The following is a 25,648-nucleotide window of genomic DNA, read 5'->3' as shown; positions in this document are numbered from 1 at the left end:
GGGGACGGTCGGACGTATGGCCAGGGAATTCCAACGCGGCCACAAGGCCAGGGTCAGTGATCTGACGGCGGGTACCGATCTGTACGTGGGTGTCCAGATCACCGGGCCCGGGCTCGCCTTCGACATCAGCTGCTTCGGCCTCGACGCCGACGAACGGCTCTCGGACGACCGCTACTTCGTCTTCTACAACCAGCCGAAGTCGCCGGAGGAGTCCATCCAGCAGCTCGGCGCGCAGGCCGGTGACACGGAATCCTTCCGGGTGACGCTGGACCGCGTCCCGGCGGGCATCCACCGCCTCTCCTTCACCGCCACCCTCGACGGCCCCGGCCAGATGTCGCAGATCGGGCCCGGCTACATCCGGGTCGTGGCGGGCGGCGAGGAAGTCGTCCGGTACTCCTTCACCGGCTCCGAGTTCAGCACCGAACGGGCGCTGATGATCGGCGATTTCTACCTGAAGGACGTCTGGCGCTTCGCCGCCGTCGGCCAGGGCTTCGACGGCGGTCTCGCCGCGCTGCTGCAGAACTTCGGCGGCGAGGTCGCCGAGGAAGAGGAGCAGCCGCAGCAGCAGGTGCCGGCCCAGGCCCCGCCGCCGGCCGCCGCGCCCGGCTTCGCCCCGCCGCCGCAGGCCGCCGCGCCCGCGCCCTCCTTCGGCGCCCCGGTGCAGCAGCAGCCACCGCCGCCGCCCGCCCCCGCGCCCTACGCCCCGCCGCAGCAGCCTCCGTACCAGCAGCCCCAGCACCACCAGCCCGCGCCGCAGCAGCCTCCGTACCAGCAGCCCGCCCCGGCCGCGGTGCACACCGCCCCGACCATGGTCGGCCCCCTGGTCCCGCCTGCCCCGCAGGCCCCGTACGGTCGGCCCCCGCACCCCCCGCAGCAGCCCGGCCCGCCCGGGTACGGGCAGCAGCCGGCGCAGCCCCCGTACGGCGGCCAGGTCCCGCCGCCGGGTCCCGTGCCCGCCCCGTACGGGCAGCAGCCGCAGCCCTCGTACGGCCAGGTACCGGCCCCGCAGCAGCCCGCGTACGGTCAGCAGCCTCCGCCGCCCTACGGCCAGGCCCCGACGGCCGCCACTGGGGCGGGTCTCGCCGCGGCCCTCCAGCCGTACAAGGAAGCCCCCACGGGCGCCCGCTGGACCCCGCAGAACCAGCAGCTCATGCGCGTCGACCTGGCGATGGGCGGCGGCCAGGCCGTGCTCGCCCGCCAGGGCAGCATGGTCCTCTACCAGGGCAAGGTCGACTTCAGCTACAAGGGCGCGGGCTTCGCCGGCCGCATCGTCGGCAACGCCACCGGCCAGGAGATGCAGCTGATGCGCTGCACCGGCCGCGGCCAGGTCTTCCTCGCCGAGGACGGCGCCCACCTGCACGCCATCGAGCTCCAGGGCGACGGCATCTGCGTCTCCGCCGAGTCCGTCCTCGCCTTCGACGAGTCCCTCCAGCACGAGGTCCGCCGCATCGAGGGCCACGGCATCCCCGGCGGCGCCCTGTTCACCATGCTCTTCCAGGGCTCCGGCACCGTGATCGTCAAGACCCACGGCGTGCCCGTCGTCCTGCCCGTCACCCCGACCACCTTCGCGGACAGCAACGCCATCGTCGCGTGGTCGGCCGCCTCCCAGGTGATCATCTCCAGCCAGGTGCGCCTGCGCCGCAACGCCTACCCGGGCCACAGCGGCGAGACCGTGAACCTCCAGTTCCGCGGCGCCCCCGGCAACTTCATCGTCGTCCAGCCGTACGAGGTCTGAGGGAGCCCCACATGAACGCCATGAACATGAACCAGCAGCTCGCGGGCTACGCCCCCACCCCCGTCACGGCCCGCATGGAGAACCACGGCCGCGCCATGCTCAAGGTCGCCCTGCAGAGCGGCCAGGACCTCTTCGCCCGCACCGGCTCGATGGTCGCCTACGAGGGCTTCGTCCAGTACGAGCCCAACCCGCCCGCCGTGCGCCAGATGGCCTCGCAGTGGCTGACCGGGGAGGGCGCCCCGCTGATGAAGTGCACCGGCGACGGCCTGCTCTACCTCGCCGACTACGGCGCCGACGTCGTCTGCATCAACCTCGACAACGACGCCCTCTCCGTCAACGGCACCAACCTCCTCGCCTTCGACGCCCACCTCCAGTGGGGCGTCGAGCGGGTCAAGGGCATGGCGAAGTTCGCCGGCCAGGGCCTCTTCAACGTCCAGCTCTCCGGCACCGGGTGGGTCGCCATCACCTCCCGCGGCACGCCGATCGTGGTCGACTGCGGGCGCGGCGAGGACGAGACGTACGTCGACCCCGACGCGCTCGTCGCCTGGTCCCCGAAGCTCAAGGTCAAGGGCAAGCGCAGCTTCAAGGCCTCGTCGATGATCGGCCGGGGCAGCGGGGAGGCCTACCAGATGGCCTTCTCCGGCCAGGGCGTCGTCGTCGTACAGCCCAGCGAGGACAGCACCGACCGGCTCCGGACCCGGGGCTGAGGGGGAGCGGACATCATGCAGAGCGCACTTTTCGGCTACGCGGAAGCGCAGTCCCAGGACCGGTACACCGTCCAGAACCCCCAGCTCCTCAGGGTCTCGCTGACCGGCTCCGACGACGTCCTCGCCCGCAAGGGCGCCATGGTCGCCTACCAGGGCATCGTCGACTTCGACGGCGAGTACGAGAGCGCCGGTCGGCGTGGCGCCCGCGGCCGCACCGGCGAGGGCCTGGACCTGATGCGCTGCTCCGGGCAGGGCACGGTCTACCTGGCCAACCTCGCCCAGTACGTGCACGTCGTGGACGTGGACCAGGACGGCCTCACCGTCGACAGCGGCTACGTGCTGGCCCTGGACTCCACCCTGCACACCGAGGTCATCGCGGTGGACAGCCAGTACGGGATCTCCGGCTCCGGCAAGTACCAGCTCAACATCACCGGGCGCGGCAAGGTCGCCCTGATGACCTCCGGCCAGCCGCTGATGATGCAGGTCACCCCGGACAAGTACGTCAACGCCGACGCGGACGCCATCGTCGCCTGGTCCACCTCGCTGCGCGTCCAGATGCAGGCCCAGACCCACTCCGCCGGCGTCTGGCGGCGCCGCGGCAACACCGGCGAGGGCTGGGAGCTCAGCTTCCTCGGCACCGGCTTCGCGCTGGTGCAGCCCAGCGAGGTGCTCCCGCCGCAGAACGCCCAGCTCGGGCAGGGCGCGGCCGCGCAGTTCGGCATGGGCCAGCACGGCGCCCACGCCCAGAACCAGAACAACGCCTGGAACTGATCCGGCGACCGGTACCCGGGCCGGGCACGGCGTGACGAAGGGGGCGGTCCCGCGCGGGACCGCCCCCTTCCGCCCGCCCGGGATCAGCCGCCGAGGCGCGCCCGGGTGGCCTCCATCAGCCGCACCACCGAGGTGTCGGCCACCGCCGCCACCTCCTCGTACGGGTACCAGCGCAGGTCCAGCGACTCCTCGCTGATCTCCGCCACCGCGCCGGGCGGAGCGAGCGCCGCGTACTGCACGTCCAGGTGCCAGTTGCAGGGTGCCGGGATGGGATGCCGGTCCAGCCGCACCGGTCCGCCCGGCAGCAGGGTCAGCCCGGAGGCGATCCCCGACTCCTCGACGGCCTCGCGCAGCGCGACATCGGCCAGCGCGGCGTCACCCGGCTCGCAGTGGCCGCCCATCTGGAGCCACAGCCCCAGCTTCCGGTGCAGGGTCAGCAGGACCCGGCCGCCCTCCGGGTCGACGACCAGGGCGCTGCCCGTGATGTGACCCGCCCGGCAGGGCTTGTAGACCCCGTCCGGGTGGGCGGCCAGGTGCTCCAGGTAGACGTCGCGGAGCTCGGGCTGGTCCTCGTACCGCTTCAGGACGAGGACAGCGTCTTCGTGCAGGCTCACTTCTCGCCGTCGCCGTTTCCGTCGGAGCCCTTGTCACCGGAGCTCTTGCCGTCGTTCTTGCCGTTCTCGGCGTTCTCGTCGCGCTCGCCGTTTCCGGCCCGCTCGCCGGTCGCGTCGTGCCCCCGCGCGGCCTCGCCGAGCATCTTGTCGATCTCGGAGAAGTCCAGCTGCTCCCGGTGCACGAACCCGTCCGGGTCGTCCAGATCGGAGGCCGTCGGCAGCATGTCCGGGTGTTCCCACAGCCCGTCGCGGCCGTCCACCCCGCGCGCGTCGGTGAGCGAGGCCCACAGCCGCGAGGCGTCACGCAGCCGCCGGGGCCGCAGCTCCAGCCCGATCAGCGTCGCGAAGGTCTGCTCCGCGGGGCCGCCCGAGGCACGGCGCCGGCGCATCGTCTCGCGCATGGCGTCGGCCGAGGTCAGACGGGGCTTGGCCGCCTCGTGCACGACCGCGTCCACCCAGCCCTCGACCAGCGCGAGCGCCGTCTCCAGGCGGGCCAGGGCGGCCTTCTGCTCGGGGGTGTCCTGCGGCTGGAACATGCCGCCCTGGAGCGCCTCCTGCAGCTGCTCCGGGTTCGACGGGTCCAGCTGGCCGACCACGTCCTCCAGCTTCGAGGTGTCCACCGTGATGCCGCGCGCGTAGCCCTCGACCGCGCCGAACAGGTGCGAGCGCAGCCACGGCACGTGCGCGAAGAGACGGGCGTGGGCCGCCTCGCGCAGCGCCAGGTACAGGCGCACCTCGTCGGAGGGAACGCCCAGGTCCTTGCCGAAGGCCTGGATGTTCAGCGGCAGCAGCGCCGCCCGCCCGGCCGGCCCCAGCGGCAGGCCGATGTCGGTGGAGCCGACGACCTCACCCGCGAGCGTGCCCACGGCCTGGCCGATCTGCTGGCCGAACATGGCTCCGCCCATGGAACGCATCATGCCGAGCAGCGGGCCCGCCATGGCCTGCATCTCCTCGGGCAGGACGCTGCCCATGGCCGCGCCGACGCGCTCGGCGACCGGGTCCACGAGCTCCTTCCACACCGGCAGGGTCGCCTCGACCCACTCGGCGCGACTCCACGCCACGGCCGTGCTGGCGCCCGAGGGCAGGGAGGTCACCCCGTCCAGCCACAGGTCGGCGAGGCGCACCGCCTCCTCGACCGCCGCCTTCTCGGCGACGCCGACGCTGACGTCCTTCACACCGTCCGCGGTGCCCTGCGCGACGGTCTGGCGGGCGATGTCCTTGGCCATGTCCCAGTTGACCGGGCCGCCCTCGTAACTCAGCATCTGGCCGAGCTGCTGGAAGGCGGCGCCGAGGTCGCCCGGGTTCATGGCGCCGAACATGGCGGCGAACGGATTGTCCGCGCCGCCGGGCAGGCCGCCGCCCGGCGCGGCGCCCGGGACGAAGCCGAACGGATTCGCGGGACCGCCCTGCCCGCCCTTCTTGCCCTCGTCGCCGTCCTCCGGCTCCTCCGGCGGAAGGCCGAATCCGAATGGGGTGTCGCTCACGGGTTTCCTCGGCTCGTAGGGCCGTCGGCGGGAGCCGACGGGCAATGGTCCGACAACACCACTCCAGCGTAGACACCCCTCCCGCTTCCGGGCTCGGTGCTCCGCCGACTCCTGGGCTGCGGCAGGATGGACATCACCTGGTGGGTACGCGTCACGACGCGCCCCCACTGAAGACAACCGCTGGAGACGCCCGGTGAGTTCCCCAGATCCGCAGGCTCGCGCGCCGCACGACGCCGAAAACCGCCCTGAGCACGGTGACAGCGCCCCCGGCGTTCGCCAGCCGCGAAACCAGGCCGAACCCCGACGACGCAGCCCCGTGATCGCGGTGACCGGCGCCGCGTCCGGGGTCGGCGCCGCCCTGGTGAGCCGCCTCGCCGCATCGGACGAGGTCAAGCAGGTCGTCGCCATCGACGAGCGGCGCGGCGACTGCGCCGCCGCGCAGTGGCACGTCCTGGACGTACGCGACCCGGCCATCGCCGAGAAACTGCGCGGCGCGGACGTGGTCGTACACCTGGCGCTCGACCTCGACCTGGAGACCGACCCGGCGGCCCGTACGGCGTACAACGTGCGCGGGACGCAGACCGTGCTGACCGCCGCCGCGGCCGCCGGGGTGCACCGGGTCGTGCTCTGCACCTCCGCGATGGTCTACGGGGCCCTGCCGGACAACGACATCCCGCTCTCGGAGGACTCCGAGCTGCGGGCCACCGCCGAGGCGACCGGCGTCGGCGACCTCCTGGAGATCGAGCGCCTGGGCCGCCGGGCGCCCCGCGCGCACCCCGGGCTGAACGTGACCGTGGTCCGCCCGGCGGTCCTGGTCGGCGGCACCGACACCGCGCTGACCCGGTACTTCGAGTCCCCGCGCCTGCTCGTCGTCGCGGGATCCCGGCCCACCTGGCAGTTCTGCCACGTCGAGGACCTGGTCAGCGCCCTTGAGTACGCGGCGCTGGAGAAGGCCGAGGGCGAGCTGGCGGTGGGCTGCGAGGGCTGGCTGGAGCAGGAGGAGGTCGAGGAGCTGAGCGGCATCCGCCGCATGGAGCTGCCCTCGGCGGTCGCCCTGGGCGCGGCGGCCCGGCTGCACCGGATCGGCCTGACGCCGTCCCCGGCCGGGGACCTCGCGTACACGATGCACCCGTGGGTGGTCAGCGTCAGCGGGCTGCACGCGGCGGGCTGGCGGCCCCGCTGGACCAACGAGGAGGTCCTCGCCGAGCTGCTCCAGGAGGTGGCGGGCCGGCACACCGTCGCGGGCCGCCGGCTGGGCCGCAAGGACGCCGCCACGGCCGCGGGCGCCGCGGGCGCCACGGTGGCCCTGCTGGGCGCCGCGGCGGCGGTCCGCCGGGCCCGCAAGCGCCGGGGCCTGTGACGGCGCGGGCCCCGGCCGGGCGCCCCGGCACGCCCCCGCCGGGGAAGGCTCCCGCAGGCCCCCTGTAGGAGGCTCCCAAGCGGACGCGCCGGGCCCGGGTGATCCGGCTATTCCGCCGCCCCGGCCGCTAGGGCACGATGGGGACATGGCACCGCACTTCGACCACCCCGGCGAGCAGGCCGCCCCGGACCCGATCCGGCTGCTCGACATCCGTGACGCCCCGCTGTCGCTCGACGAGGTCTTCCGGGCCGTCGGCGACGACGCGAGCGGCGGCACGGCCCTGTTCGTCGGCACGGTGCGCAACCACGACGGCGGCGCCGACGTCGACGCGCTCGGCTACTCCTGCCACCCGACGGCGCGGGCCGAGATGCGGCGCGTCGCCGAACGCGTCATCGAGAAGTACCCGGTCCGCGCCCTGGCGGCGGTCCACCGCATCGGTGATCTGGCCGTCGGCGACCTCGCCGTGGTCGTCGCCGTGTCCTGCCCGCACCGGGGCGAGGCCTTCGAGGCCTGCCGGATGCTGATCGACGACCTCAAGCACGAGGTCCCCATCTGGAAGCACCAGACGTTCTCGGACGGCACGCAGGAGTGGGTCGGCGCCTGCTGACACGCCCCCGCGCGCGGGAGTCGACCCGGTCGGCGGTACCCTCACACCCGTTCGGCCGCGCAACACGCCCTCGATTTGCGTAACCCCTTCCCGGGCACGAGCGTTGAAGCCACGACGACACGTACTTTCGGGGCAGGGAGGCACGTCCATGGCATCACTGGCGTGGTTGCTGATTCCGCTGTTCGCCGCGATAGGGGCGGCGATATGGGGCAGCTGGGCGGCGCGCGACCGCACGCAAGGCGACATATCGGAGCTCGCCGGTTACGCGCGGTTCCGCGAGGTCATGGACAAGGCCGAGCGGGCCCAGGCCGAGCGAGCCCAAGCCGAGCGGTCCCGTGCCGAACGGGTCCAGGCCGAGCAGGTCCAGGCCGAGCGGTCCCCGGCCCATCGGGCCCAGGTGAAGGAGAAGGCGCACTCCGGTTCCGACGCCGTCTGACGCGTCCCGCGAGTCCCGCCCGCCGGTCCGCTGAGAATCCCCTGAGAGTTCCGCCCGCGGTCCCCGTACGGACCGGCCCCACGGGCCGCCCTCCGAGGCCGTCCCGTACTGTCGATCCATGCCACGCCGCACCGCGACGATGCTCGCCTCCTTCCTCGTGCTGTTCGCGCTTCTCTGCGCAGGGGTGTTCATCAAGGTCCCGTATTCCGAGATGAGCCCCGGTCCGACCGTGAACACGCTCGGCGACTCCCGCGGCGAGCCGGTCCTCAACATCTCGGGTCACAAGACGTACCCGACCACCGGTCACCTCAACATGACCACGGTCCGCGTCACCGGCGCCGACTACGACATGAACCTGCTCGAAGCCGTGTACGGCTGGCTGGCCGACGACAACATCGTCGTGCCGCACGAGAACCTCTATCCGAACGGCAAGACGGACAAGGAGTCGACGCAGGAGAACGCCGAGGAGTTCAGCCAGTCGCAGGAGAGCGCCAAGGTGGCCGCCCTCAAGCAGCTCGGCATCCCGGTCTCCGCCCGCGTCATCGTCTCCACCGTCGTCAAGGGCAGCCCCTCCGAGGGCAGGCTGCACGCCGGCGACGTGATCAGGGAAGTGGACGGCGCGCCCGTCACCGCCCCGGGCGACGTGGCCAAGCTGGTGACCAAGCACAAGCCCGGCGAGCCGGTGGAGTTCACGATCGTCCCGGCCGCCGAGGCCGCCGAAGCCGAGAAGACGAACCGCGAGCCGACCGCCACCACCAAGGTCGCCGTCACCGCCGCCAAGGCGCCGGACGACGGCCACGCCATCGTCGGCATCCGGGCCGGGACCGACCACACCTTCCCGTTCCCCATCGACATCAAGCTCGCCGACGTGGGCGGCCCCAGCGCCGGCCTGATGTTCGCCCTCGGCATCGTCGACAAGCTGACCCCGGAGAACCTGACCGGCGGGAAGTTCATCGCGGGCACCGGGACCATGGACGACGCGGGCAAGGTCGGCCCCATCGGCGGCATCCAGATGAAGACCATCGGCGCCCGCCAGGCCGGGGCGGAGTACTTCCTCACCCCGGCCGAGAACTGCGCCGCGGCCGCCGCGCACGTGCCCGACGGCCTGACCCTGGTCAAGGTCTCCACCATCGACGACGCCACCAAGGCGCTGGAGAAGATCGGCAAGGGCGACACGGCGGGCCTGCCGCGGTGCGCGAAGTCCTGACCGCGGCCGGCCCCGCGGCCGCCCCCGCCGCCCTCCCGCGGGCCGGCTAGTCCAGGAAGGTCGCGGCCAGCGCCTCGGCCAGGCCCGGCACCAGGCTCGCGCCGGTCAGCACCTCGCTGGAGGAGTCCTTCTCGCGCAGCCGCACCGCGGACTCGCGCGAGCCGTCGCGCAGTACGCCCACGGTCAGCCGCACCTCCTGCCGGTCGGGGTGCGCGGCGACCCACTTGGTCAGCTGCTTGTCGCTGAGCCCCTCCGGTACGGAGGCCTCCGCGGACGGCGGCAGCATCAGCCGCTCCACGGTCAGGGCGCAGCCGACGATCGCGTCGGGCCAGGCGAGGGTTCCCAGGAACTTGTCCAGCGGGGTACCGGCCGGCACCTGGTCCTGCTCGATCGGCGTCAGCTGGTTCTTGCCGGTGTCGTCCTGGTCGAGGCCGAGCTGGTTCGCGAGGCCGGGCTCCGACCTGCGCAGCCGGGCCGTGTCGACCAGGGCAAAGAGCCGGGCGGGCTTGTCCCAGCCGAGGGTGGAGGCGTACTCGTCGATTTCGAGGACGGCGCGGGTCAGCGGAGTGGCCGCCATGGGGGTGCCGGGGGAGGGCGAAAGGTTGGACATGGACAACATCCTGCCTCCTTTCCCCCTGATACCGGGAACTGACTAAAGCCTCAGTAAGTTGCATGGATGGGCCCTACGATCGGGGGCCGACCAGACCACAGCGACTTTCGAGGTGCGCACCTTGGCTTTCCAGATGCCGGACCGCGGCGGAGGCCCCTCCGGGCCACGGATGAGAGTCGGCCGCCCGTCCCGGCGTGCCCGGACTCTTCTGATGACCCTGGCAGTCCTGGCCGTCCTGGCCATGGCATTCATCATGTTCGCCGGATTCTGGACGGACTGGCTCTGGTTCCGCTCGGTCAAGTACTCCACCGTCTTCACCACCACCCTGTGGACCAAGATCGGCCTGTTCGCCGTCTTCGGCCTGCTGATGGCCGGTGCCGTCGGGTTCAACATCTGGCTGGCGCACCGGCTGCGGCCGCCGCTCAGCGCGATGTCGATGGAGCAGCAGAGCCTCGACCGCTACCGGATGAGCGTCGCCCCGTACAAGAAGTGGCTGCTCCTCGCCATCGCCGCCGTCGTCGGGCTGATCGCGGGCGCCTCGGCCGCCGGCCAGTGGAAGACCTGGCTGATGTACGTGAACGGGGTGTCCTTCGGCCGCAAGGACCCCCAGTTCGGTCTGGACGTGTCCTTCTACACCTTCGACCTGCCCTGGTACCGCTTCCTGCTCGGCTTCGGCTTCGCCGCCGTCGTGCTCTCGGTGATCGCCGCCGTCGTCGTGCACTACCTGTACGGCGGACTGCGCGTGACCAGCCCGGGCGCCCGGGCCACCGCCGCGGCCACCGGGCACCTGTCGGTGCTGCTCGGCCTCTTCGTCACCTTCAAGGCGATCGCGTACTGGCTCGACCGGTACGGCCTCGCCGTGAAGTCCAGCGACTTCAAGGCCGCCGACAACTGGGCCGGCCTGCGCTACGTCGACGCCAACGCCTACCTGCCGGCGAAGACGATCCTGGTCGCCATCGCGGCGATCTGCGCGGTGCTGTTCTTCGCCACCCTGTGGCGCCGCACCTGGCAGCTGCCGGTCATCGGCTTCGGTCTGATGGTCCTGTCGGCGATCCTCATCGGCGGGCTCTACCCGGCGATCGTGCAGAAGTTTCAGGTCCAGCCGAACGAGCAGGCCAAGGAATCCCCGTACGTCGAGAAGAACATCAAGGCCACGCGCGACGCCTACGGGATCGCCGGGACCGACGTGAAGGACTACCCGGGCGTGCCCAACGCGGGCACGAACAAGGACCAGCTGCGCAAGACGGCGGACACCACCGCCAGCGTCCGCCTCCTCGACCCGAACATCGTCTCCCCGGCCTTCCAGCAGCTCCAGCAGGTCAAGGGCTACTACGCCTTCCCGTCCACGCTCGCCGTGGACCGCTACAGCGGCCAGGACACGGTGATCGGGCTGCGCGAGCTGAACATCGGCGGCATTCCGAAGAACAACTGGATCAACGACCACTTCCGGTACACGCACGGCTTCGGCGTGGTCGCCGCCAAGGGCAACACCGCCACCGACAAGGGCGCCCCCGACTTCACCCAGTACGACCTGCCCTCGAAGGGCATGTTCGGCACGGGCTTCGAGCAGCGCATCTATTACGGAGAGCAGACGAAGCAGTACTCGATCGTCGGCGGTCCGCAGAAGGAGCTCGACTACTCGGACGACAAGGGCGAGAAGGAGACGAGCTACAAGGGCGGCTCCGGCGTCAACCTCGACAACCCGGTCAACCGCGCCGCGTACGCGCTCGCCTTCAACGAGCCGCAGATCCTCTACTCGGGCGCCATCGGCGAGGGCTCGCGGATCCTGTACAACCGCACGCCCAAGGAGCGCGTCGAGGCCGTCGCGCCCTGGCTGACCATCGACGGGGCCCCGTACCCGGCGGTCGTGGACGGCCGGATCAAGTGGATCGTCGACGCCTACACGACGACGAACGGCTACCCGTACGCCTCCCGCACCACCCTGGGCGACAGTACGACCGACTCGCTGACCAACAGCCAGCGCGCGGTGGTGGCCCAGGAGAACCAGGTCAACTACATCCGCAACTCGGTGAAGGCCACCGTCGACGCCTATGACGGCACGGTCAGCCTGTACCAGTGGGACACCGAGGACCCGGTCCTCAAGACCTGGATGAAGGCCTTCCCGGGCACGGTGAAGCCCAAGAGCGCCATCGACAAGACGCTCATGGACCACCTGCGCTACCCGCAGGACCTCTTCAAGGTCCAGCGCGAGCTGCTCACCCGGTACCACGTCACCGACCCGCAGACCTTCCTCAGCGGCAGCGAGGCCTGGCAGGTCCCGGACGACCCGACGACCAAGGCCGGCACGGCGGTCCCGCCGTACTACCTGTCGATGAAGATGCCGGAGCAGAAGCAGAAGGACCAGGTCTTCTCCCTCACCACGACCTTCACGCCGAACGGCCGGGACAACCTGAGCGCCTTCATGGCGGTCAACGCCGACCCGGGCACCGCGGACTACGGGAAGATCAGACTTCTGAAGCTGCCGACCAGCAGTCCGGTCGACGGCCCCAAGCAGGTCCAGAGCAAGTTCAACTCCGAGCCGAAGATCGCCGAGTCGATCCGCCTGCTGCGCGGTGGCGACTCCGAGGTCGAGTACGGCAACCTGCTCACCGTCCCGCTGGACGGCGGCATGCTCTACGTGGAGCCGGTGTACGTCCGCAGCTCCGGGCTCAAGTACCCGCTGCTGCGCAAGGTGCTCGTGACCTACGGCGGCCAGACGGCCTTCGAGGACACCCTGGAGAAGGCGCTGAACGTGGTCTTCGGAGCCGAGGCCCCGACCACGCCCACGACGCCGACGCCGCCGACGACCCCGCCGGGCGAGGGCACCACCACGCCGCCCAGCAGCCAGGACCCGACGGTCAAGGCGGCCCTGGACGACGCCCAGAAGGCCGTCGACGCCGCCGAGAAGGCCCGGCAGGCCGGCGACTGGACGGCCTTCGGCAAGGCCCAGGACGACATCAAGGCGGCGCTGCAGCGGGCACTCGACGCGGAGGCGAAGCTGACGGCCCCCAAGCCGGGAGGCTGAGGAGGAGGCCGCGGAGCACGCGGTCAAGGCACCGTCCCGCGTCGTGATACTGTGGTTTCACCGACGCGGGGTGGAGCAGCTCGGTAGCTCGCTGGGCTCATAACCCAGAGGTCGCAGGTTCAAATCCTGTCCCCGCTACTGAAAACGAAGGCCCGGATCCCATGGGATCCGGGCCTTCGTCATGTCCGGAAGAGCAACCGGGACGACACGGGGTCACTGGGGCGGGTGAGTTGGGGTAGGAGCGTGTTTGACTTGTCTCTCTGTGGGCATGTCGACAAAACGCTGTAGTGACCTCACTGGCTGCGACATACCAGGTGTACGCGGGTAGCAGGTGATGCGACGATGGGATTTATGGGGGACAGGTCAACTCTGCTGGAGACAGGGCGGTTTGTGAGGGCGGAGGCCGAGTCGGGTACGGAGTCCGCCGAGGCGGCTCAGGCTGTCAACGCGCAGACCGCACTGACCGATGCGGTGTTCGCGGAAGAAGCCTTCGGAGAGGCGGAGGGGGCCACCGACGCCGAGCTGGAGGCACGCCACCGGGTGGCCGCCGACAAGGGCGACGCGGGGGCCATGAGCGTGCTCGGCGCGCTCCTGCTGCGCCGCGGCGACCTGGCCGGGGCCGAGCCCTACCTGCGCGGAGCCACCGCCGAAGGCGACCGGGCGGCCGCCAACAACCTCGGCGTCCTGCTGCACCAGCGCGGCTACCCCGACGAGGCCGCCGGCTGGTGGCGGGTCGCCGCCGTCGCCGGCTCCGCCCCGGCCGCGCACGCCCTGGGCCGCCACTACCGCGAGCGCGGCGACGAGCCCGCCGCCGAGTACTGGCTGCGCCAGGCGGCGGAATCCGGCCACGCGCTGGGCGCGTTCGGACTGGCCGACCTGCTGGAACACCGGGGCGACCGGGGCGTCGAGCGCTGGTTCCGGGCCGCCGCCGAACAGGGGCACCGCGAGGCGGCGTACCGCCTGGCGCGGCACCTGCGCAAGGGCGACCCCACCGAGGCCGAGCAGTGGTACCGGCAGGCCGCCGCGCGCGGGCACCGGCGCGCCGGGCTGCACCTGGGCGCCCTGCTGGAGGCGCGCGGCGAGCTCAAGGAGGCCGGGCGCTGGTACCTCAGCTCGGCGAAGCAGGGCGAGGCCCGGGCCGCGTGCGCCCTCGGCTTCCTGCTGCGCGACGCCGGGGACGAGGAGAGCGCGGCCTCCTGGTGGCTGCGCGCCGCCCAGGACGGGGACGGCAACGCGGCCAACGCCCTGGGCGCGCTGCACGCCGCCCGGGGCGAGACCCAGACGGCCGAGAAGTGGTACCGCGCCGCCATGGACGCCGGCGACCAGAACGGGGCGTACAACCTCGCACTGCTGTGCGCCGCGCAGGAGCGGACCGCGCAGGCCGAGCAGTGGTACCGCCGGGCGGCCTACGCGGGCCACCGCGAGGCCGCCAACGCCCTCGCGATCCTGCTCCTCCAGGGCGGGGACGCGGCCGGGGCCGAGCCGTGGTTCTCCAAGGCCGCCGAGGCGGGCAGCGTGGACGCCGCCTTCAACCTCGGGATCCTCTTCGCCAGCCGGGACGAGGACCGCACCGCCCTCAAGTGGTACGAGCGCGCCGCCGCGGCCGGGCACACCGACGCGGCGCTCCAGGTCGGCATCGCCCTGGTGCGCGACGGCGAGGAGCGGGCCGCCGAGCGGCACCTGCGCTGCGCCGCGGGCGGCGGCAGCGCCGAGGCGGCGTTCCGGCTGGCCTCGCTGCTGGAGTCGCTGGCCCCGGCGCCGGAGCCGGTGGCGCTGGGTGAGCCGGCCGGCGGGGCGGCGCGCACCGAGAGCGAGGAGTGGTACGAGCGGGCCGCCGAGCAGGGCCACCGCCGGGCCCAGGTCCGGGTCGGCATGCTGGCCGCCGCCCGGGGCGACCTCGTGGTGGCCGCGCGGTGGTACCGGGAGGCGGCGGAGGCCGGCTCGCGCAACGGCGCCTTCAACCTGGGGCTGCTGCTGGCCCGCGAGGGGAACGAGCCCGAGGCGGCCCTGTGGTGGACCCGCGCCGCGGTGGCCGGGCACGGCCGCGCCGCGCTGCGCCTCGGCCTGCTCGCGGCCCGGCACGGGGACCTTTCGGAGGGGCAGAAGTGGTGCGTACGGGCCATGGAGCTGGGTCCGGCGGAGGTGTCGGAGCGGGCGGCCCGGCTGCGGGACGCGCTGGCCGAGGAGCTGTCGGCCTGAGCCCGCGACGGCCGCCCGTTCACTGATTTGCATCTGCCGGGCACACTCCCGTACAGTCATGTTTACCGACGCGGGGTGGAGCAGCTCGGTAGCTCGCTGGGCTCATAACCCAGAGGTCGCAGGTTCAAATCCTGTCCCCGCTACTGAAGGCCTGAGGCCCGGATCCCATGGATCCGGGCCTCAGGTCGTTTCTGTGTGCGAAGACGGAAGAAGGCCGGGGGCAGAAGCCCCCGGCCTTCCGTGTTCTCCGGGCCGCCCCGGCCGCCGTCCGGTCAGGCGCCCGCGCAGTTCGGGCACAGGCCGCGGTACGTCACCTCGACCGCCGAGACGACGAAGCCGAAGCGCTCGACGTCGGGCAGGTCGGCCAGCGGGTCGCCCGCCGGGTGGACGTCGCGGATCGCGCCGCACTGGGCGCAGACCAGGTGCTGGTGGGGGCGGTGGGCGTTCGGGTCGTACCGCTTGGCGCGCCGGTCCGTGGAGACCTCCAGGACCTCGCCGAGGGTCACCAGCTCGCCCAGGGTGTTGTAGACCGTCGCGCGGGAGATCTCGGGCAGTTTGGCCACGGCACGGGCGTGGACCTCGTCGGCCGTCAGGTGCACGTGCTCACCGTCGAGCACTTCGGCCACGACGCGCCGCTGCGCCGTCATGCGCCAGCCGCGTCCGCGAAGTCGTTCCAGCAGGTCACTCATACAAGCCAGCCTAACAGTGGCGATTCGGTGTAGAACCCGAACCGGTTCGGATTTGGATGCTTGATTGACTTAGATAAAGTCTATTGTAGGATCCGTTATGGAAGACGCAAGGACCAAGGCAGGGCTTGCGGGAGATACGCAGGAGGCGCACGTGTCGCAGCAGGGACCGCTCACCACGGAGGCCGGCGCTCCGGTCGCCGACAACCAGAACAGTGAGACCGCCGGCGTCGGCGGGCCCGTTCTCGTCCAGGACCAGCTCCTGCTGGAGAAGCTCGCCCACTTCAACCGCGAGCGCATCCCGGAGCGCGTGGTGCACGCCCGCGGCGCCGGCGCGTACGGCACCTTCACCGTCACCCGTGACGTGACGCGGTGGACCCGGGCGAAGTTCCTCTCCGAGGTCGGCAAGCAGACCGAGACCTTCCTGCGCTTCTCCACCGTCGCCGACAGCCTCGGCGGCGCGGACGCCCGCCGCGACCCGCGCGGCTGGGCGCTGAAGTTCTACACCGAGGAGGGCAACTACGACCTCGTCGGCAACAACACCCCGGTCTTCTTCATCCGGGACGCGATCAAGTTCCCCGACTTCATCCACACCCAGAAGCGCGACCCCTACACGGGCTCGCAGGAGCCGGACAACGTCTGGGACTTCTGGGGCCTGTCGCCGGAATCCACCCACCAGGTGACCTGGCTGTTCGGCGACCGCGGCATACCGGCGTCCTATCGCCACATGAACGGCTACGGCTCGCACACGTTCCAGTGGAACAACGAGGCGGGCGAGGTCTTCTGGGTCAAGTACCACTTCAAGACCGACCAGGGCATCAAGAACCTCACCCAGGCCGAGGCGAACGCCCTCGCCGGCGAGGACCCCGACTCGCACCAGCGCGACCTGCGCCAGTCCATCGAGCGCGGCGACTTCCCGAGCTGGACCGTACAGGTGCAGATCATGCCGGCGGCCGAGGCGGCCACGTACCGCTTCAACCCGTTCGACCTCACCAAGGTGTGGCCGCACGAGGACTACCCGCCGATCGAGATCGGCAAGCTGGAGCTGAACCGCAACCCGGAGAACGTCTTCGCCGAGGTCGAGCAGTCCATTTTCAGCCCGGCCCACTTCGTCCCCGGCATCGGCCCCTCCCCGGACAAGATGCTCCAGGGCCGCCTCTTCGCGTACGGCGACGCCCACCGCTACCGCGTCGGCATCAATGCCGACCACCTGCCGGTGAACCGCCCGCACGCCACCGAGGCGCGCACCCACTCCCGTGACGGCGCCCTCTACGACGGCCGCCACAAGGGCGCGAAGAACTACGAGCCGAACAGCTTCGGCGGCCCCGTCCAGACGGACCGCCCGCTGTGGGCCCCCTCCACCGTCATCGGCGCCACCGGCGACCACGCCATCCCGGCGCACGCCGAGGACGACGACTTCGTCCAGGCGGGCGACCTCTACCGGCTGATGTCCGAGGACGAGAAGTCCCGTCTGGTGGAGAACCTGTCCGGTTTCATCGCCAAGGTCTCCCGGGACGACATCGCCGAGCGGGCGATCGACAACTTCCGCAAGGCGGACGACGACTTCGGCAAGCGACTGGAAGCCGCGGTCCAGGCCCTCCGCGGCTAGTACGAGGCCGCTCGCCGGAGCGGGACGGCGGGCCGGGAACCCCTTCGGGGGCCGCCCGGCCCGCCGTCGTCGTGTCACGCCGGGACGGTGCGCCGGGCCCCCACCCAGCAGCGGATGACGTCGCGGACGGAGACGATGCCCACCGGGCCGCCGCCCTCCAGCACGATCAGGTGCCGGAAGCCGCCGAGCGCCATGGCCTCAGCCGCCTCCTGGACGGTGGCCTCGGGGGTGCAGAAGACGACGTTGTTGGTGGTGTGCGCGCCGACCGTCTCCCGGTCGGGGTCGTGGCCGGCGCCGATCGAGTTGAGGATGTCGCGTTCGGTGAGGATGCCGACGCCGCTGTGGTCGGGATCGAGGACGACGGCCGCGCCGACGCGCCGGCCGGACATCAGCGTGGCCGCCTGACGAAGGGTGTGCGCGGGTCCGAGGGTGAGGATCAGGGTGCTCATGGCGTCACGGACGAACATGAAGAGAGCCACCTCCTGGGTGAGGCCCCCGCTTGGGTGGGTGCACCGGCGGGCGACCCTTCGAGAATCGCTTCACAAGTGCACAAGCGGAGGGACCCTCAGATTCGCACCGACACGGAGCGTCAGCAAGGAGGCACACGGAGCGATTGCCGGGCGCGTGCCGGGTGCGGACCCGCGCAGGGGGGTCAGGCGCGGGGGCGCAGGTGCGCGAGCATCTCCGCGTGCAGCAGTCCGTTGGAGGCGGCGGCGTTCCCGCCGTGCACGCCTTCCACGCCCTCCAGGTCGGTGAAGGTGCCGCCCGCCTCCTGGACCACGACCGCGATGGCCGCCATGTCCCACAGGTTCAGCTCGGGCTCGGCGCACAGGTCCAGGGAGCCCTCGGCGACCATCATGTACGGCCAGAAGTCGCCGTAGCCCCGCGTACGCCAGCACGCGCGGGTCAGGTCCAGGAACCCGGGCAGGCGCCCCTGCTCCTCCCAGCCGCCGAGCGAGGAGTAGGCGAACGAGGCGTCGGCCAGGGTCGCGACCTTGGAGACCCCGATCCGGGCCGGCTCGCCGAGCGCGCCGCCCGAGAAGGCGCCGGTGCCCCGCGCCGCCCACCAGCGCCGGCCCAGCGCCGGGGCCGAGACCACGCCGACGACCGGGCGGAAGACCCCGTCCGCGTCCTCCTCCATGAGGGAGATCAGCGTCGCCCAGACGGGGACCCCGCGCACGTAGTTCTTCGTCCCGTCGATCGGGTCCACGACCCAGCGGCGGGGGCCGTCGCCCTGGAGCCCGTACTCCTCGCCCAGGATCGCGTCGGAGGGGCGGGCGGCCAGGATCCCGGCCCGGACGATCTCCTCGGCGGCCTTGTCGGCCTCGCTCACCGGGGTCATGTCCGGCTTCGTCTCGACCTGGAGGTCGAGGGCGCGGAAGCGCTGCATCGTGGCGGCGTCCGCGGCGTCGGCGAGGTCGAGGGCGAGGCGCAGGTCATCGTCATACTCGGGCATGCCCGAACAGTACCGAGCCCGCCGCGGCCCGGCGAACGGCGTCCGCGGTACGGCCGGGGAGGCGCCCTTGACAGGATCTGTCGGCCCGTCAACTCTGACGGGGGAGCCCAGCGGGAAACCCACAGCGGGGGAGGCGACGATGCCGGCGGGCCGGGAGTCCTTGCTGCAAGCGGCCGAAGCGGCCCTGTCCGCGCGGCCCTGGCCGTCCGTGCGGATGGTGGAGGTCGCGGCCGCCGCCGGGGTGTCACGGCAGACCCTCTACAACGAGTTCGGCGGCAAGGAGGGCCTCGGCCGGGCCCTCGTGCGCCGGGCGGCCGAGGGGTACCTCGACGGGGTCGACCGGGCGCTGGAGAGCGCGCCGCCTCCCGGCCCGGCGGACGCCGAGGGGCGGCTCGCGGCCCTCGCGGAGTGGACCGTACGGGCCGCCCGCGCCCAGCCCCTCGTACGGGCCCTGCTGACCGGCGGGTGGGACCTCGCGCTGCCCGTGCCGCCGCCGCCGGGCAGCCGGCAGGCGCTCGCGCCGGGCGACCTGGCGCGGGTGGTACGGGACCGGGCCGCGGCCGCGCTCAGCCCGGAGCCGGCCTGGCGGTGCGAGCTCGCCGTACGCCTCGCGCTGTCCTACGTGATAGCCCCCGGGCAGGACGCGGCCGGGGGCGCGGAGCCGGAGCGCGGACCGGCCGGGCTGCTGCGGCTGGCCGCGGAGGCGCTCAGTGCGCCGAGCCGGACAGCTGGAGCCCGATGACGCCCAGGATCACCAGCGAGATCGAGACGAGTTTCAGGGTGGAGACCAGGTCGCCGAGGAAGACCATGCCGTAGATGGCGGTCCCGGCGGCGCCGATGCCCGTCCACACCGCGTACGCCGGGCCCACGTCCAGCTTCTTCAGGGCCAGGGTCAGCAGGCCGAAGCTGCCCAGGGCGAAACAGGCGAAGGCGATCGTCGGCCACAGCCGGGTGAAACCGTGGGACATCTTCAGGCAGACCGCGAAGCCGGTCTCCAGGATCCCCGCGACCACGACCAGCAGCCACGCCATCTCGATTGCCTCCCCGCCTCGCCTGACGTCACATCACCTGGTGCGAGGATGCATTTACCAGACAGGGCGTCCTGCAAACCCCGGCAGCCGGTCAGTCGCCCTCGCGACGCTCCCGGGTCTGGAGCAGCCGGCGCAGCGAGTACAGGCGTGCCGGGTCCGCGTGGCCGTCCGCCACCCACTGGTCGAGCGCGCAGTCCGGCTCGTCGTGGCTGCAGGCGCGCGGGCAGCCCTCCGTCCCGGGGACCAGCTCGGGGAAGGCCAGGATCACCCGGGACGGGTCCACGTGGTGCAGGCCGAAGGAGCGCACGCCCGGGGTATCGATGACCCACCCGTCCCCGGAGGGCAGCGGCAGGGCCAGCGCGGAGGTGGTGGTGTGCCGGCCGCGGCCCGTCACCGCGTTGACGTGGCCGGTGGCGCGGCGGCGGCCCTCGGTGACCAGCGAGTTCACGAGGGTGGTCTTGCCGACGCCCGAATGGCCGACGAAGGCCGTGATCCGGCCGTTTAGGCGCTCGCGCACCCGCTCGGCGGCATCGCCCGTCTCCAGTTCCTCCCGGTTGGTGACGACGTAGTTCAGGCCGAAGGTCGAGTAGATCTCCAGGATCTTGTCGGCGGAGGTCAGGTCGGACTTGGTGAGCACCAGGAGCGGCTCCAGCCCGGCGTCGTACGCGGCCACCAGACAGCGGTCGATCATGCGCGGCCGGGGCTCCGGGTCGGCGAGCGCCGTGACGATGGCGAGCTGGTCGGCGTTGGCGACGACCACCCGCTCGTACGGGTCGTCGTCGTCGGCGGTGCGGCGCAGGACGGACTTGCGCTCCTCGATCCGCACGATCCGGGCGAGGGTGTCCTTCTTGCCGGACAGGTCGCCGACGATCCAGACCCGGTCGCCGACCACCGCCGCCTTGCGGCCCAGCTCGCGGGCCTTCATCGCGTGCACCGGGCGGTCCCCGACCAGGCAGGTCAGCCGGCCGCGGTCCACCGTGAGGACGAAGCCCTCGGCGGCGTCCTCGTGCTTGGGCCGGATGCTGGTCCGCGGCCGGTTGCCCTTGGGGTTCGGGCGCTGGCGGATGTCGTCCTCGTCGGTGTTCTTGCCGTACCTGCGCATGACGGGCCCTACGCTCCCGCTCCCCGCGGGGCTTGCCCGAGCATCTCTGTCCACATCGCCGGGAAGTCCGGCAGGGTCTTCGCGGTCGTCGCCACGTTCTCGATCTCCACGCCCTTGACCGCGAGGCCGATCACCGCTCCGGCGGTGGCCATGCGGTGGTCGTCGTAGGTGTGGAAGACACCGCCGCGCAGCGGGCGCGGGCGGATGCGCAGGCCGTCGGCGGTCTCCGTGACGTCGCCGCCGAGGGCGTTGATCTCCGCCGTCAGCGCGGCGAGCCGGTCCGTCTCGTGCAGCCGCAGGTGGGCGACGCCGCGCAGGACCGACTCCGAGTCGGCCAGGGCCGCGACCGCCGCGATGCCGGGGGTCAGCTCGCCGAGGTCGCCCAGGTCCACGTCGATGCCGTGGATCTTGCCGCTGCCGGTGAAGACCAGGCCCGCGTCGGTCAGCTCGCAGGAGCCGCCCATCGCGGTGAAGATCTCGCGCAGCGCGTCACCGGGCTGCGTGGTGCGGGCCGGCCAGTCCGGGAAGGTCACCGTGCCGCCGGTGATCAGGGCCGCGGCCATGAAGGGCTGCGCGTTGGAGAGGTCCGGTTCCACGACGAGGTCGCGGCCGAGCAGGGCGCTCGGGGAGACCCGCCAGACGTTCGGCTCGCCGCCCGCCTCCGGGCTGTCGACCTGGGCGCCCGCGGCGCGGAGCATGTCCACCGTCATCAGGATGTGCGGCATGGACGGCAGCGTCGCGCCGGTGTGCCGGACCTCGACGCCCTGGTTGAAGCGCGGGGCGGACAGCAGCAGCGCCGAGACGAACTGGGAGGAGTTGGAGGCGTCGATCTCGACCGTGCCGCCCTCCAGGGCCCCGCCGCCCTGGACGGTCATCGGCAGCGCGCCGCGGCCGTCGTCGTCGATCCGGGCGCCGAGGACGCGCAGCGCCTTGATGACCTCGCCGAGCGGACGCTCGTAGGAACGCGGGTCGCCGTCGAAGCGGACGTCGCCGGAGGCGAGGGTGGCGACGGGCGGCAGGAAGCGCATGACCGTGCCCGCGTTGCCGACGTCGAGGGTGGCCGGGCCGTGCAGAGCCGCCGGGATGACCCGCCAGGCCTCCCCGCCGGCGCCGTCCCCGGCGGAGCTGGAGGAGACCGTCTCCTCGATGCCGACGCCCAGCGCCCGCAGGGCGTCCGACATCAGCTGGGAGTCGCGCGAGCGCAGCGGGCGGCGCACCCAGCCGGGCTCGGACGCGAGGGCGGCGAGGACCAGGGCGCGGTTGGTGACCGATTTCGACCCGGGCACGGTGACGGTCGCGTGGACGGCCCCGTCCGCGAGCGGAGCGGGCCAGAGGGCGTGGAGCGCGGGGGTCTCGGTCATGGCCACCACTTTAGTGGCTCCAGGGGGGGCCAGAACTTGATCACGGGCCCGTCTCAGAGGCCGAGAAGCCAGCGCCCGCCGCCGATCAGGGAGCACAGCGCGACCGCGTGGAACAGCAGCAGCCAGGCGAGCGGCGGCACATGGGTGAGCCGCGCCAGCTGGTCGGCGTCGGAGTCGGGCGCTCCGCCGTGCCGGCGCTTGGCCTGGAGCTCGAAGACCGGCCGCACCCCGCCGAGCAGCAGGAACCACACCACCGCGTACGCGAACAGCGCCTGTACGCCGGACGGGGCCAGCCACGACACCAGCACGAAGGCGGCCCCCGTCAGCACCACCGTCATCAGGCCGTACGCGTTGCGGACCATCACCAGCAGCGCCAGCAGCAGCGCGGTCGCCGCCCACAGCAGCAGCGTGATCCGGTGCGCCGACAGCAGGGCCGCCCCGCCCAGGCCCAGCAGCGAGGGGGCCGTGTACCCGGCGGCGGCCGTCAGGACCATCCCGAGGCCGGTGGGCCTGCCGCGGCTGACGGTGACGCCGCTGGTGTCCGAGTGCAGCCGGATCCCGTCGAGCCGCCGTCCGGTGAGCAGGGCGAGCAGCCCGTGGCCGCCCTCGTGCGCGATGGTGATCGCGTTGCGCGCCACCCGCCACACCGGCCGGGGCCCCACCACCGCCAGCGCCGCCACGCCCGTGACGACCACCAGCCACCAGGCGGGCTCGGTCTGTATGCCGGTGAGCCGGTCCCAGAGACCGGCTGTCGTGGTGGTGTCCATGGAGTGGCGGATCCCTTGCGGTGGGCGGCGGCTGCCATGGCAGTGTGTCAGCCATGTGCGGAAGGTTTGCGGCGAGTCGTACGCCACAGGAGCTGGCGGGGATATTCGGTGTCGAGCGGTGGGAACCGCTGGAGGCACTGGCCCCGGACTGGAACGTGGCGCCGACCAAGGAGGTCCACGTCGTCCTCGACCGTCCCCTGAAGGACGCGCGGGATCCGCGTCCGGTTCGCCAGCTGCGCGTCCTGAAGTGGGGTCTGGTCCCCTCCTGGGCCAAGAGCCCCGAGGGCGCCGCCCGGATGATCAACGCCCGGTCCGAGACCCTGCACGAGAAGCCCTCGTTCCGCCGCCCCTTCGCCCAGCGCCGCTGCATCCTGCCCGCCGACGGGTACTACGAGTGGGTCACCGCCCACGAGGAGCGCGAACTGGAGGTCGAGGGGAAGCGGAAGCGGGCCCGCAAGCAGCCGTACTTCGTGCTGCCCGCCGACGGCTCCGTCTTCGCGATGGCCGGGCTCTACGAGTTCTGGCGCGACCCGGCGCTGCCCGCCGACCATCCGGGGGCCTGGTGGGCCACCTGCTCGGTGATCACCGCCGAGGCGGAGACCGCGCCGCTGGCCGCCGGACCCGCCGAGGGGCCCCGCTCGCTGTCCGACATCCACCCCCGGATGCCGCTCATGCTGACCCCGGACCGCTGGGACGCCTGGCTGGACCCCGCCCGCACCGACGAGGACGAGCTGCGCGGGCTGCTCGCCCCGCCGCCCGGCGGGCTGATGCGGGCCTACCCGGTGTCCACGGCCGTGAGCAACGTACGCAACAACGGGCCGGAGCTGCTCGGCGAGCTGGCCGCGCCGGAGGAGGCCACCCTCTTCTGATCCGCCGGCCGGGCGGCATGATCGGGGGATGAGCACCGAGAGCGTCGACACCCCGGCGGGCGAGGCCCGCGTCACCTGGCACACCGCCCCCGCCGCGCGGCTGGTGCTGGCCCTCGGCCACGGCGCCGGCGGCGGGATCGAGGCCCGGGACCTGGTGGCCCTGGCCGCCGCCCTCCCCGCGCACGGCGTCACCGTCGCCCTGGTGGAGCAGCCCTGGCGGGTCGCCGGCAAGAAGGTCGCCGCCGCCCCCAAGGTGCTCGACGAGGGCTGGCGCGCCCTGTGGCCCGCGCTGCGCCGCCCCGGCCTGCCCGTGGTGGCCGGCGGGCGCAGCGCCGGGGCCCGGGTGGCCTGCCGCACCGCCGTCGAGCTGGACGCGGCCGGGGTGCTCGCGCTGGCCTTCCCGCTGCACCCGCCGGGCCGCCCCGAGAAGTCCCGGGCCGCCGAGCTGCTGGGCGCCGGGCGGCCCACCCTGGTGGTCCAAGGGGGCCGGGATCCCTTCGGGAACCCCGGGGAGTTTCCGCGACCGGCCGGAGAGGACCCGTACACGCTGGTCGAGGTGGCGTACGGGGACCACGGCTTCGCGGTGCCCAAGAAGGCCGGCCCGACCCAGGAGGAGGCCCTCGCCGTGATCACCGGGGCGGTGGCCCCCTGGCTCGGCCGGCTCATCGGCTGAGGACCCCGCGCGGGGCCGACCTGACGGATTCCGCAGTGATCCCGCTCACCCCGCGCCGCCCCGGCCCGCCGCCCGCGAAAACCCTTGGCAGGCCCGGGAATGCCCTGCCCGGACCGCCTGTTGTCAGGGGTGTCGGAACGCAGGGGAATCGTCGGAGGAGAGGGAGCGCATGACCCAGGTCATCAGTCAGAACCGTCGGCAGGCCGCTGACCTGGACTGGACGGTACTGCCCGCGCCCAAGCACAGCTCGCTTCGGGCGGCGGAAGGCCGGGATGGTCGACTATTCTCCGATTCGAGCGGATCCGCTTTCGGAGCCGCCACGCTGTCGGAGGAGGTGGGTCCTGTCGCTGGGACCGACGAAGGCCAGGCACAGGAGACGACGCCGGAGCGCAACGCGCGTTTCGAGCGGGACGCCCTCGGCTACCTCGACCAGATGTACTCCGCCGCGCTGCGCATGACGCGCAACCCGGCCGACGCCGAGGACCTGGTCCAGGAGACGTACGCGAAGGCGTACGCGTCCTTCCACCAGTTCCGCGAGGGCACCAACCTGAAGGCGTGGCTGTACCGCATCCTGACCAACACGTTCATCAACTCCTACCGCAAGAAGCAGCGCGAACCGCAGCGCAGCGCGGCGGAGGAGATCGAGGACTGGCAGCTCGCGCGCGCCGAGTCGCACATGTCGACGGGTCTGCGTTCGGCGGAGTCCCAGGCGCTCGACCACCTGCCCGATTCCGACGTGAAGGAAGCGCTTCAGGCCATTCCGGAGGAGTTCCGCATCGCGGTCTATCTTGCCGACGTGGAGGGCTTTGCGTACAAGGAGATCGCGGACATCATGGGTACACCCATCGGTACGGTCATGTCGCGACTGCACCGTGGCCGCCGTCAACTCCGCGGAATGCTGGAGGACTACGCCCGTGAGCGCGGGCTGGTCCCCGCGGGCGCGGGAGAGTCGAACGACCTGAAAGGCTCGGGCTCATGAGCTGCGGAGAGCCGCACGAGACGGAGTGCGCGGAGGTCCTGGACCATCTCTATGAGTTCCTGGACCACGAGATGCCCGATAGTGACTGCACGAAGTTCGAGACGCACTTCGGCGAATGCAATCCCTGTCTGGAGAAGTACGGGCTGGAGCAGGCCGTGAAGAAGCTGGTGAAGCGCTGCTGCGGTTCGGACGACGTGCCGAGCGACCTGCGCTCCAAGGTCATGGGCCGGATCGAGCTGATCCGCTCGGGCCAGGCCGTGCCCGACCACGACGTGACGGCCGATCCCGCGACCGGCTGAGACCCCGCGGCGCCGTGGCGCCGCGGTGAGCTGAACGACCGCCCCCGGACACCCCTTCGTT

At 72.3% G+C, this 25,648-nt stretch carries 25 protein-coding genes and 2 tRNA genes; 17 read left to right on the top strand and 10 right to left on the bottom strand.

From position 1 onward, the window contains the following. Window positions 1-16: 16 nt before the first annotated feature. Genes ACZ6ZT_RS09570 through ACZ6ZT_RS09560 form a run of 3 tightly spaced genes read left to right on the top strand, consistent with a single transcriptional unit; the run spans window position 17 to window position 3,213 of the window. Window positions 17-1,735 (top strand): TerD family protein, encoded by a 1,719-nt coding sequence (locus tag ACZ6ZT_RS09570; protein ID WP_469717115.1) that lies wholly within the window; start codon window positions 17-19, stop codon window positions 1,733-1,735. 26 nt (window positions 1,736-1,761) lie between these two features. After that, entirely contained in the window at window positions 1,762-2,442 is a 681-nt protein-coding gene (locus ACZ6ZT_RS09565) for an AIM24 family protein (protein WP_469717317.1), read from the top strand. A gap of 15 nt (window positions 2,443-2,457) precedes the next feature. Continuing rightward, the gene (locus ACZ6ZT_RS09560; protein ID WP_469717114.1) at window positions 2,458-3,213 is read left to right on the top strand and encodes an AIM24 family protein; all 756 of its coding nucleotides are present in this window, start codon (window positions 2,458-2,460) and stop codon (window positions 3,211-3,213) included. Between the two features lie 83 nt (window positions 3,214-3,296). On the opposite strand, the gene ACZ6ZT_RS09555 is transcribed toward ACZ6ZT_RS09560, so the two are convergent. Next, window positions 3,297-3,827 carry an NUDIX hydrolase gene (locus ACZ6ZT_RS09555; RefSeq protein ID WP_469717112.1) on the bottom strand — a complete coding sequence of 177 codons (531 nt, stop codon included), beginning with the start codon at window positions 3,825-3,827 and terminating at the stop codon, window positions 3,297-3,299. Further along, on the bottom strand, window positions 3,824-5,311 hold the full coding sequence (locus ACZ6ZT_RS09550) for a zinc-dependent metalloprotease (RefSeq protein ID WP_469717110.1): 1,488 nt from the start codon (window positions 5,309-5,311) through the stop codon (window positions 3,824-3,826). The genes ACZ6ZT_RS09555 and ACZ6ZT_RS09550 overlap by 4 nt, the downstream gene beginning before the upstream one ends. Before the next feature lie 193 nt (window positions 5,312-5,504). Between ACZ6ZT_RS09550 and ACZ6ZT_RS09545 the strand changes: the two genes are divergently transcribed. The 4 genes from ACZ6ZT_RS09545 (at window position 5,505) to ACZ6ZT_RS09530 (ending at window position 8,921) form a co-directional block, all read left to right on the top strand. After that, window positions 5,505-6,671, top strand: a complete 1,167-nt coding sequence (locus ACZ6ZT_RS09545; protein ID WP_469717108.1) for an SDR family oxidoreductase — start codon at window positions 5,505-5,507, stop codon at window positions 6,669-6,671. A 145-nt stretch (window positions 6,672-6,816) separates the two neighbouring features. Next, window positions 6,817-7,278 carry a molybdenum cofactor biosynthesis protein MoaE gene (locus ACZ6ZT_RS09540; RefSeq protein ID WP_469717107.1) on the top strand — a complete coding sequence of 154 codons (462 nt, stop codon included), beginning with the start codon at window positions 6,817-6,819 and terminating at the stop codon, window positions 7,276-7,278. 148 nt (window positions 7,279-7,426) lie between these two features. Beyond that, window positions 7,427-7,714 carry a hypothetical protein gene (locus ACZ6ZT_RS09535; protein ID WP_469717105.1) on the top strand — a complete coding sequence of 96 codons (288 nt, stop codon included), beginning with the start codon at window positions 7,427-7,429 and terminating at the stop codon, window positions 7,712-7,714. Between the two features lie 118 nt (window positions 7,715-7,832). After that, on the top strand, window positions 7,833-8,921 hold the full coding sequence (locus ACZ6ZT_RS09530; protein WP_469717104.1) for a YlbL family protein: 1,089 nt from the start codon (window positions 7,833-7,835) through the stop codon (window positions 8,919-8,921). Between the two features lie 46 nt (window positions 8,922-8,967). Here ACZ6ZT_RS09530 and ACZ6ZT_RS09525 read toward each other — a convergent pair whose 3' ends face one another. Continuing rightward, complete coding sequence (locus ACZ6ZT_RS09525; RefSeq protein ID WP_469717102.1) at window positions 8,968-9,540, bottom strand: PPA1309 family protein; 573 nt, start codon at window positions 9,538-9,540, stop codon at window positions 8,968-8,970. 124 nt (window positions 9,541-9,664) lie between these two features. Here ACZ6ZT_RS09525 and ACZ6ZT_RS09520 point away from each other — a divergent pair, with 124 nt between their 5' ends. The 4 genes from ACZ6ZT_RS09520 to ACZ6ZT_RS09505 all read left to right on the top strand — a co-directional run bounded on the left by ACZ6ZT_RS09520 (window position 9,665) and on the right by ACZ6ZT_RS09505 (window position 14,898). Continuing rightward, the gene (locus ACZ6ZT_RS09520; protein ID WP_469717315.1) at window positions 9,665-12,556 is read left to right on the top strand and encodes a UPF0182 family membrane protein; all 2,892 of its coding nucleotides are present in this window, start codon (window positions 9,665-9,667) and stop codon (window positions 12,554-12,556) included. Window positions 12,557-12,620: 64 nt separating this feature from the next. Next, a tRNA-Met gene (locus ACZ6ZT_RS09515) sits at window positions 12,621-12,694 on the top strand. A 204-nt stretch (window positions 12,695-12,898) separates the two neighbouring features. Further along, window positions 12,899-14,755, top strand: a complete 1,857-nt coding sequence (locus tag ACZ6ZT_RS09510) for a tetratricopeptide repeat protein (protein ID WP_469717100.1) — start codon at window positions 12,899-12,901, stop codon at window positions 14,753-14,755. A gap of 69 nt (window positions 14,756-14,824) precedes the next feature. Further along, window positions 14,825-14,898: transfer RNA gene (locus tag ACZ6ZT_RS09505), tRNA-Met, on the top strand. Between the two features lie 129 nt (window positions 14,899-15,027). Here the strand turns inward: ACZ6ZT_RS09505 and ACZ6ZT_RS09500 are convergent. Further along, window positions 15,028-15,444, bottom strand: a complete 417-nt coding sequence (locus tag ACZ6ZT_RS09500; RefSeq protein WP_469717098.1) for a Fur family transcriptional regulator — start codon at window positions 15,442-15,444, stop codon at window positions 15,028-15,030. Between the two features lie 97 nt (window positions 15,445-15,541). On the opposite strand from ACZ6ZT_RS09500, the gene ACZ6ZT_RS09495 reads away from it, so the two are divergent. Continuing rightward, window positions 15,542-17,050, top strand: coding sequence for a catalase (locus ACZ6ZT_RS09495; protein WP_469717097.1), 1,509 nt, complete (start codon window positions 15,542-15,544; stop codon window positions 17,048-17,050). Between the two features lie 74 nt (window positions 17,051-17,124). Here the strand turns inward: ACZ6ZT_RS09495 and ACZ6ZT_RS09490 are convergent, their stop codons facing one another. Both ACZ6ZT_RS09490 and hisN read right to left on the bottom strand, forming a co-directional pair. Next, window positions 17,125-17,517 (bottom strand): CBS domain-containing protein, encoded by a 393-nt coding sequence (locus ACZ6ZT_RS09490; RefSeq protein WP_469717095.1) that lies wholly within the window; start codon window positions 17,515-17,517, stop codon window positions 17,125-17,127. A gap of 185 nt (window positions 17,518-17,702) precedes the next feature. After that, window positions 17,703-18,506 (bottom strand): histidinol-phosphatase, encoded by an 804-nt coding sequence (hisN, locus tag ACZ6ZT_RS09485; RefSeq protein WP_469717093.1) that lies wholly within the window; start codon window positions 18,504-18,506, stop codon window positions 17,703-17,705. A 139-nt stretch (window positions 18,507-18,645) separates the two neighbouring features. Here hisN and ACZ6ZT_RS09480 point away from each other — a divergent pair, with 139 nt between their 5' ends. Continuing rightward, complete coding sequence (locus ACZ6ZT_RS09480; protein WP_469717091.1) at window positions 18,646-19,248, top strand: TetR/AcrR family transcriptional regulator; 603 nt, start codon at window positions 18,646-18,648, stop codon at window positions 19,246-19,248. On the opposite strand, the gene ACZ6ZT_RS09475 is transcribed toward ACZ6ZT_RS09480, so the two are convergent. From ACZ6ZT_RS09475 to ACZ6ZT_RS09460, 4 genes are all read right to left on the bottom strand, one after another. Further along, the gene (locus tag ACZ6ZT_RS09475; protein WP_469717089.1) at window positions 19,214-19,537 is read right to left on the bottom strand and encodes a DMT family transporter; all 324 of its coding nucleotides are present in this window, start codon (window positions 19,535-19,537) and stop codon (window positions 19,214-19,216) included. The genes ACZ6ZT_RS09480 and ACZ6ZT_RS09475 overlap by 35 nt on opposite strands. A 91-nt stretch (window positions 19,538-19,628) precedes the next feature. After that, a complete protein-coding gene (gene rsgA / locus ACZ6ZT_RS09470) occupies window positions 19,629-20,639 on the bottom strand; it encodes a ribosome small subunit-dependent GTPase A (RefSeq protein ID WP_469717087.1) in 1,011 nt (336 codons plus the stop codon). Between the two features lie 8 nt (window positions 20,640-20,647). Continuing rightward, window positions 20,648-22,000: a 3-phosphoshikimate 1-carboxyvinyltransferase gene (aroA, locus tag ACZ6ZT_RS09465; RefSeq protein WP_469717085.1), complete on the bottom strand. Its 1,353-nt coding sequence runs from the start codon at window positions 21,998-22,000 to the stop codon at window positions 20,648-20,650. Between the two features lie 53 nt (window positions 22,001-22,053). Next, window positions 22,054-22,767, bottom strand: a complete 714-nt coding sequence (locus ACZ6ZT_RS09460; RefSeq protein WP_469717083.1) for a M50 family metallopeptidase — start codon at window positions 22,765-22,767, stop codon at window positions 22,054-22,056. A gap of 53 nt (window positions 22,768-22,820) precedes the next feature. On the opposite strand from ACZ6ZT_RS09460, the gene ACZ6ZT_RS09455 reads away from it, so the two are divergent. The 4 genes from ACZ6ZT_RS09455 to rsrA all read left to right on the top strand — a co-directional run bounded on the left by ACZ6ZT_RS09455 (window position 22,821) and on the right by rsrA (window position 25,587). Continuing rightward, a complete protein-coding gene (locus ACZ6ZT_RS09455) occupies window positions 22,821-23,636 on the top strand; it encodes an SOS response-associated peptidase (RefSeq protein WP_469717082.1) in 816 nt (271 codons plus the stop codon). A 28-nt stretch (window positions 23,637-23,664) separates the two neighbouring features. Beyond that, on the top strand, window positions 23,665-24,309 hold the full coding sequence (locus tag ACZ6ZT_RS09450; protein ID WP_469717080.1) for an alpha/beta hydrolase family protein: 645 nt from the start codon (window positions 23,665-23,667) through the stop codon (window positions 24,307-24,309). 334 nt (window positions 24,310-24,643) lie between these two features. Then, complete coding sequence (locus ACZ6ZT_RS09445) at window positions 24,644-25,288, top strand: sigma-70 family RNA polymerase sigma factor (protein WP_266576354.1); 645 nt, start codon at window positions 24,644-24,646, stop codon at window positions 25,286-25,288. After that, a complete protein-coding gene (gene rsrA / locus ACZ6ZT_RS09440) occupies window positions 25,285-25,587 on the top strand; it encodes a mycothiol system anti-sigma-R factor (RefSeq protein WP_266574027.1) in 303 nt (100 codons plus the stop codon). Before ACZ6ZT_RS09445 ends, rsrA begins: the two co-directional genes overlap by 4 nt. Window positions 25,588-25,648 lie beyond the last annotated feature (61 nt).

This window comes from Streptomyces sp. NPDC102258, from assembly GCF_055584685.1.
The sequence above is the reverse complement of the archived record's forward strand: the minus strand, read 5'-3'. Positions and strand labels throughout refer to the sequence as shown.

Excerpts from the sequence above, each read along its gene's own strand:
- ACZ6ZT_RS09570 (WP_469717115.1), top strand. The coding sequence starts at position 17 with ATGGCCAGGGAATTCCAACGCGGCCACAAGGCCAGGGTCAGTGATCTG.
- ACZ6ZT_RS09525 (WP_469717102.1), bottom strand. The coding sequence starts at position 9,540 with ATGTTGTCCATGTCCAACCTTTCGCCCTCCCCCGGCACCCCCATGGCG.
- ACZ6ZT_RS09565 (WP_469717317.1), top strand. The coding sequence starts at position 1,762 with ATGAACCAGCAGCTCGCGGGCTACGCCCCCACCCCCGTCACGGCCCGC.
- ACZ6ZT_RS09450 (WP_469717080.1), top strand. The coding sequence starts at position 23,665 with ATGAGCACCGAGAGCGTCGACACCCCGGCGGGCGAGGCCCGCGTCACC.
- ACZ6ZT_RS09455 (WP_469717082.1), top strand. The coding sequence starts at position 22,821 with ATGTGCGGAAGGTTTGCGGCGAGTCGTACGCCACAGGAGCTGGCGGGG.
- hisN (WP_469717093.1), bottom strand. The coding sequence starts at position 18,506 with ATGCCCGAGTATGACGATGACCTGCGCCTCGCCCTCGACCTCGCCGAC.
- aroA (WP_469717085.1), bottom strand. The coding sequence starts at position 22,000 with ATGACCGAGACCCCCGCGCTCCACGCCCTCTGGCCCGCTCCGCTCGCG.
- rsgA (WP_469717087.1), bottom strand. The coding sequence starts at position 20,639 with ATGCGCAGGTACGGCAAGAACACCGACGAGGACGACATCCGCCAGCGC.
- ACZ6ZT_RS09475 (WP_469717089.1), bottom strand. The coding sequence starts at position 19,537 with ATGGCGTGGCTGCTGGTCGTGGTCGCGGGGATCCTGGAGACCGGCTTC.
- ACZ6ZT_RS09520 (WP_469717315.1), top strand. The coding sequence starts at position 9,665 with ATGCCGGACCGCGGCGGAGGCCCCTCCGGGCCACGGATGAGAGTCGGC.
- ACZ6ZT_RS09495 (WP_469717097.1), top strand. The coding sequence starts at position 15,542 with ATGGAAGACGCAAGGACCAAGGCAGGGCTTGCGGGAGATACGCAGGAG.
- ACZ6ZT_RS09490 (WP_469717095.1), bottom strand. The coding sequence starts at position 17,517 with ATGTTCGTCCGTGACGCCATGAGCACCCTGATCCTCACCCTCGGACCC.
- ACZ6ZT_RS09560 (WP_469717114.1), top strand. The coding sequence starts at position 2,458 with ATGCAGAGCGCACTTTTCGGCTACGCGGAAGCGCAGTCCCAGGACCGG.
- ACZ6ZT_RS09500 (WP_469717098.1), bottom strand. The coding sequence starts at position 15,444 with ATGAGTGACCTGCTGGAACGACTTCGCGGACGCGGCTGGCGCATGACG.
- ACZ6ZT_RS09540 (WP_469717107.1), top strand. The coding sequence starts at position 6,817 with ATGGCACCGCACTTCGACCACCCCGGCGAGCAGGCCGCCCCGGACCCG.
- rsrA (WP_266574027.1), top strand. The coding sequence starts at position 25,285 with ATGAGCTGCGGAGAGCCGCACGAGACGGAGTGCGCGGAGGTCCTGGAC.
- ACZ6ZT_RS09535 (WP_469717105.1), top strand. The coding sequence starts at position 7,427 with ATGGCATCACTGGCGTGGTTGCTGATTCCGCTGTTCGCCGCGATAGGG.
- ACZ6ZT_RS09510 (WP_469717100.1), top strand. The coding sequence starts at position 12,899 with ATGGGATTTATGGGGGACAGGTCAACTCTGCTGGAGACAGGGCGGTTT.
- ACZ6ZT_RS09480 (WP_469717091.1), top strand. The coding sequence starts at position 18,646 with ATGCCGGCGGGCCGGGAGTCCTTGCTGCAAGCGGCCGAAGCGGCCCTG.
- ACZ6ZT_RS09530 (WP_469717104.1), top strand. The coding sequence starts at position 7,833 with ATGCCACGCCGCACCGCGACGATGCTCGCCTCCTTCCTCGTGCTGTTC.
- ACZ6ZT_RS09460 (WP_469717083.1), bottom strand. The coding sequence starts at position 22,767 with ATGGACACCACCACGACAGCCGGTCTCTGGGACCGGCTCACCGGCATA.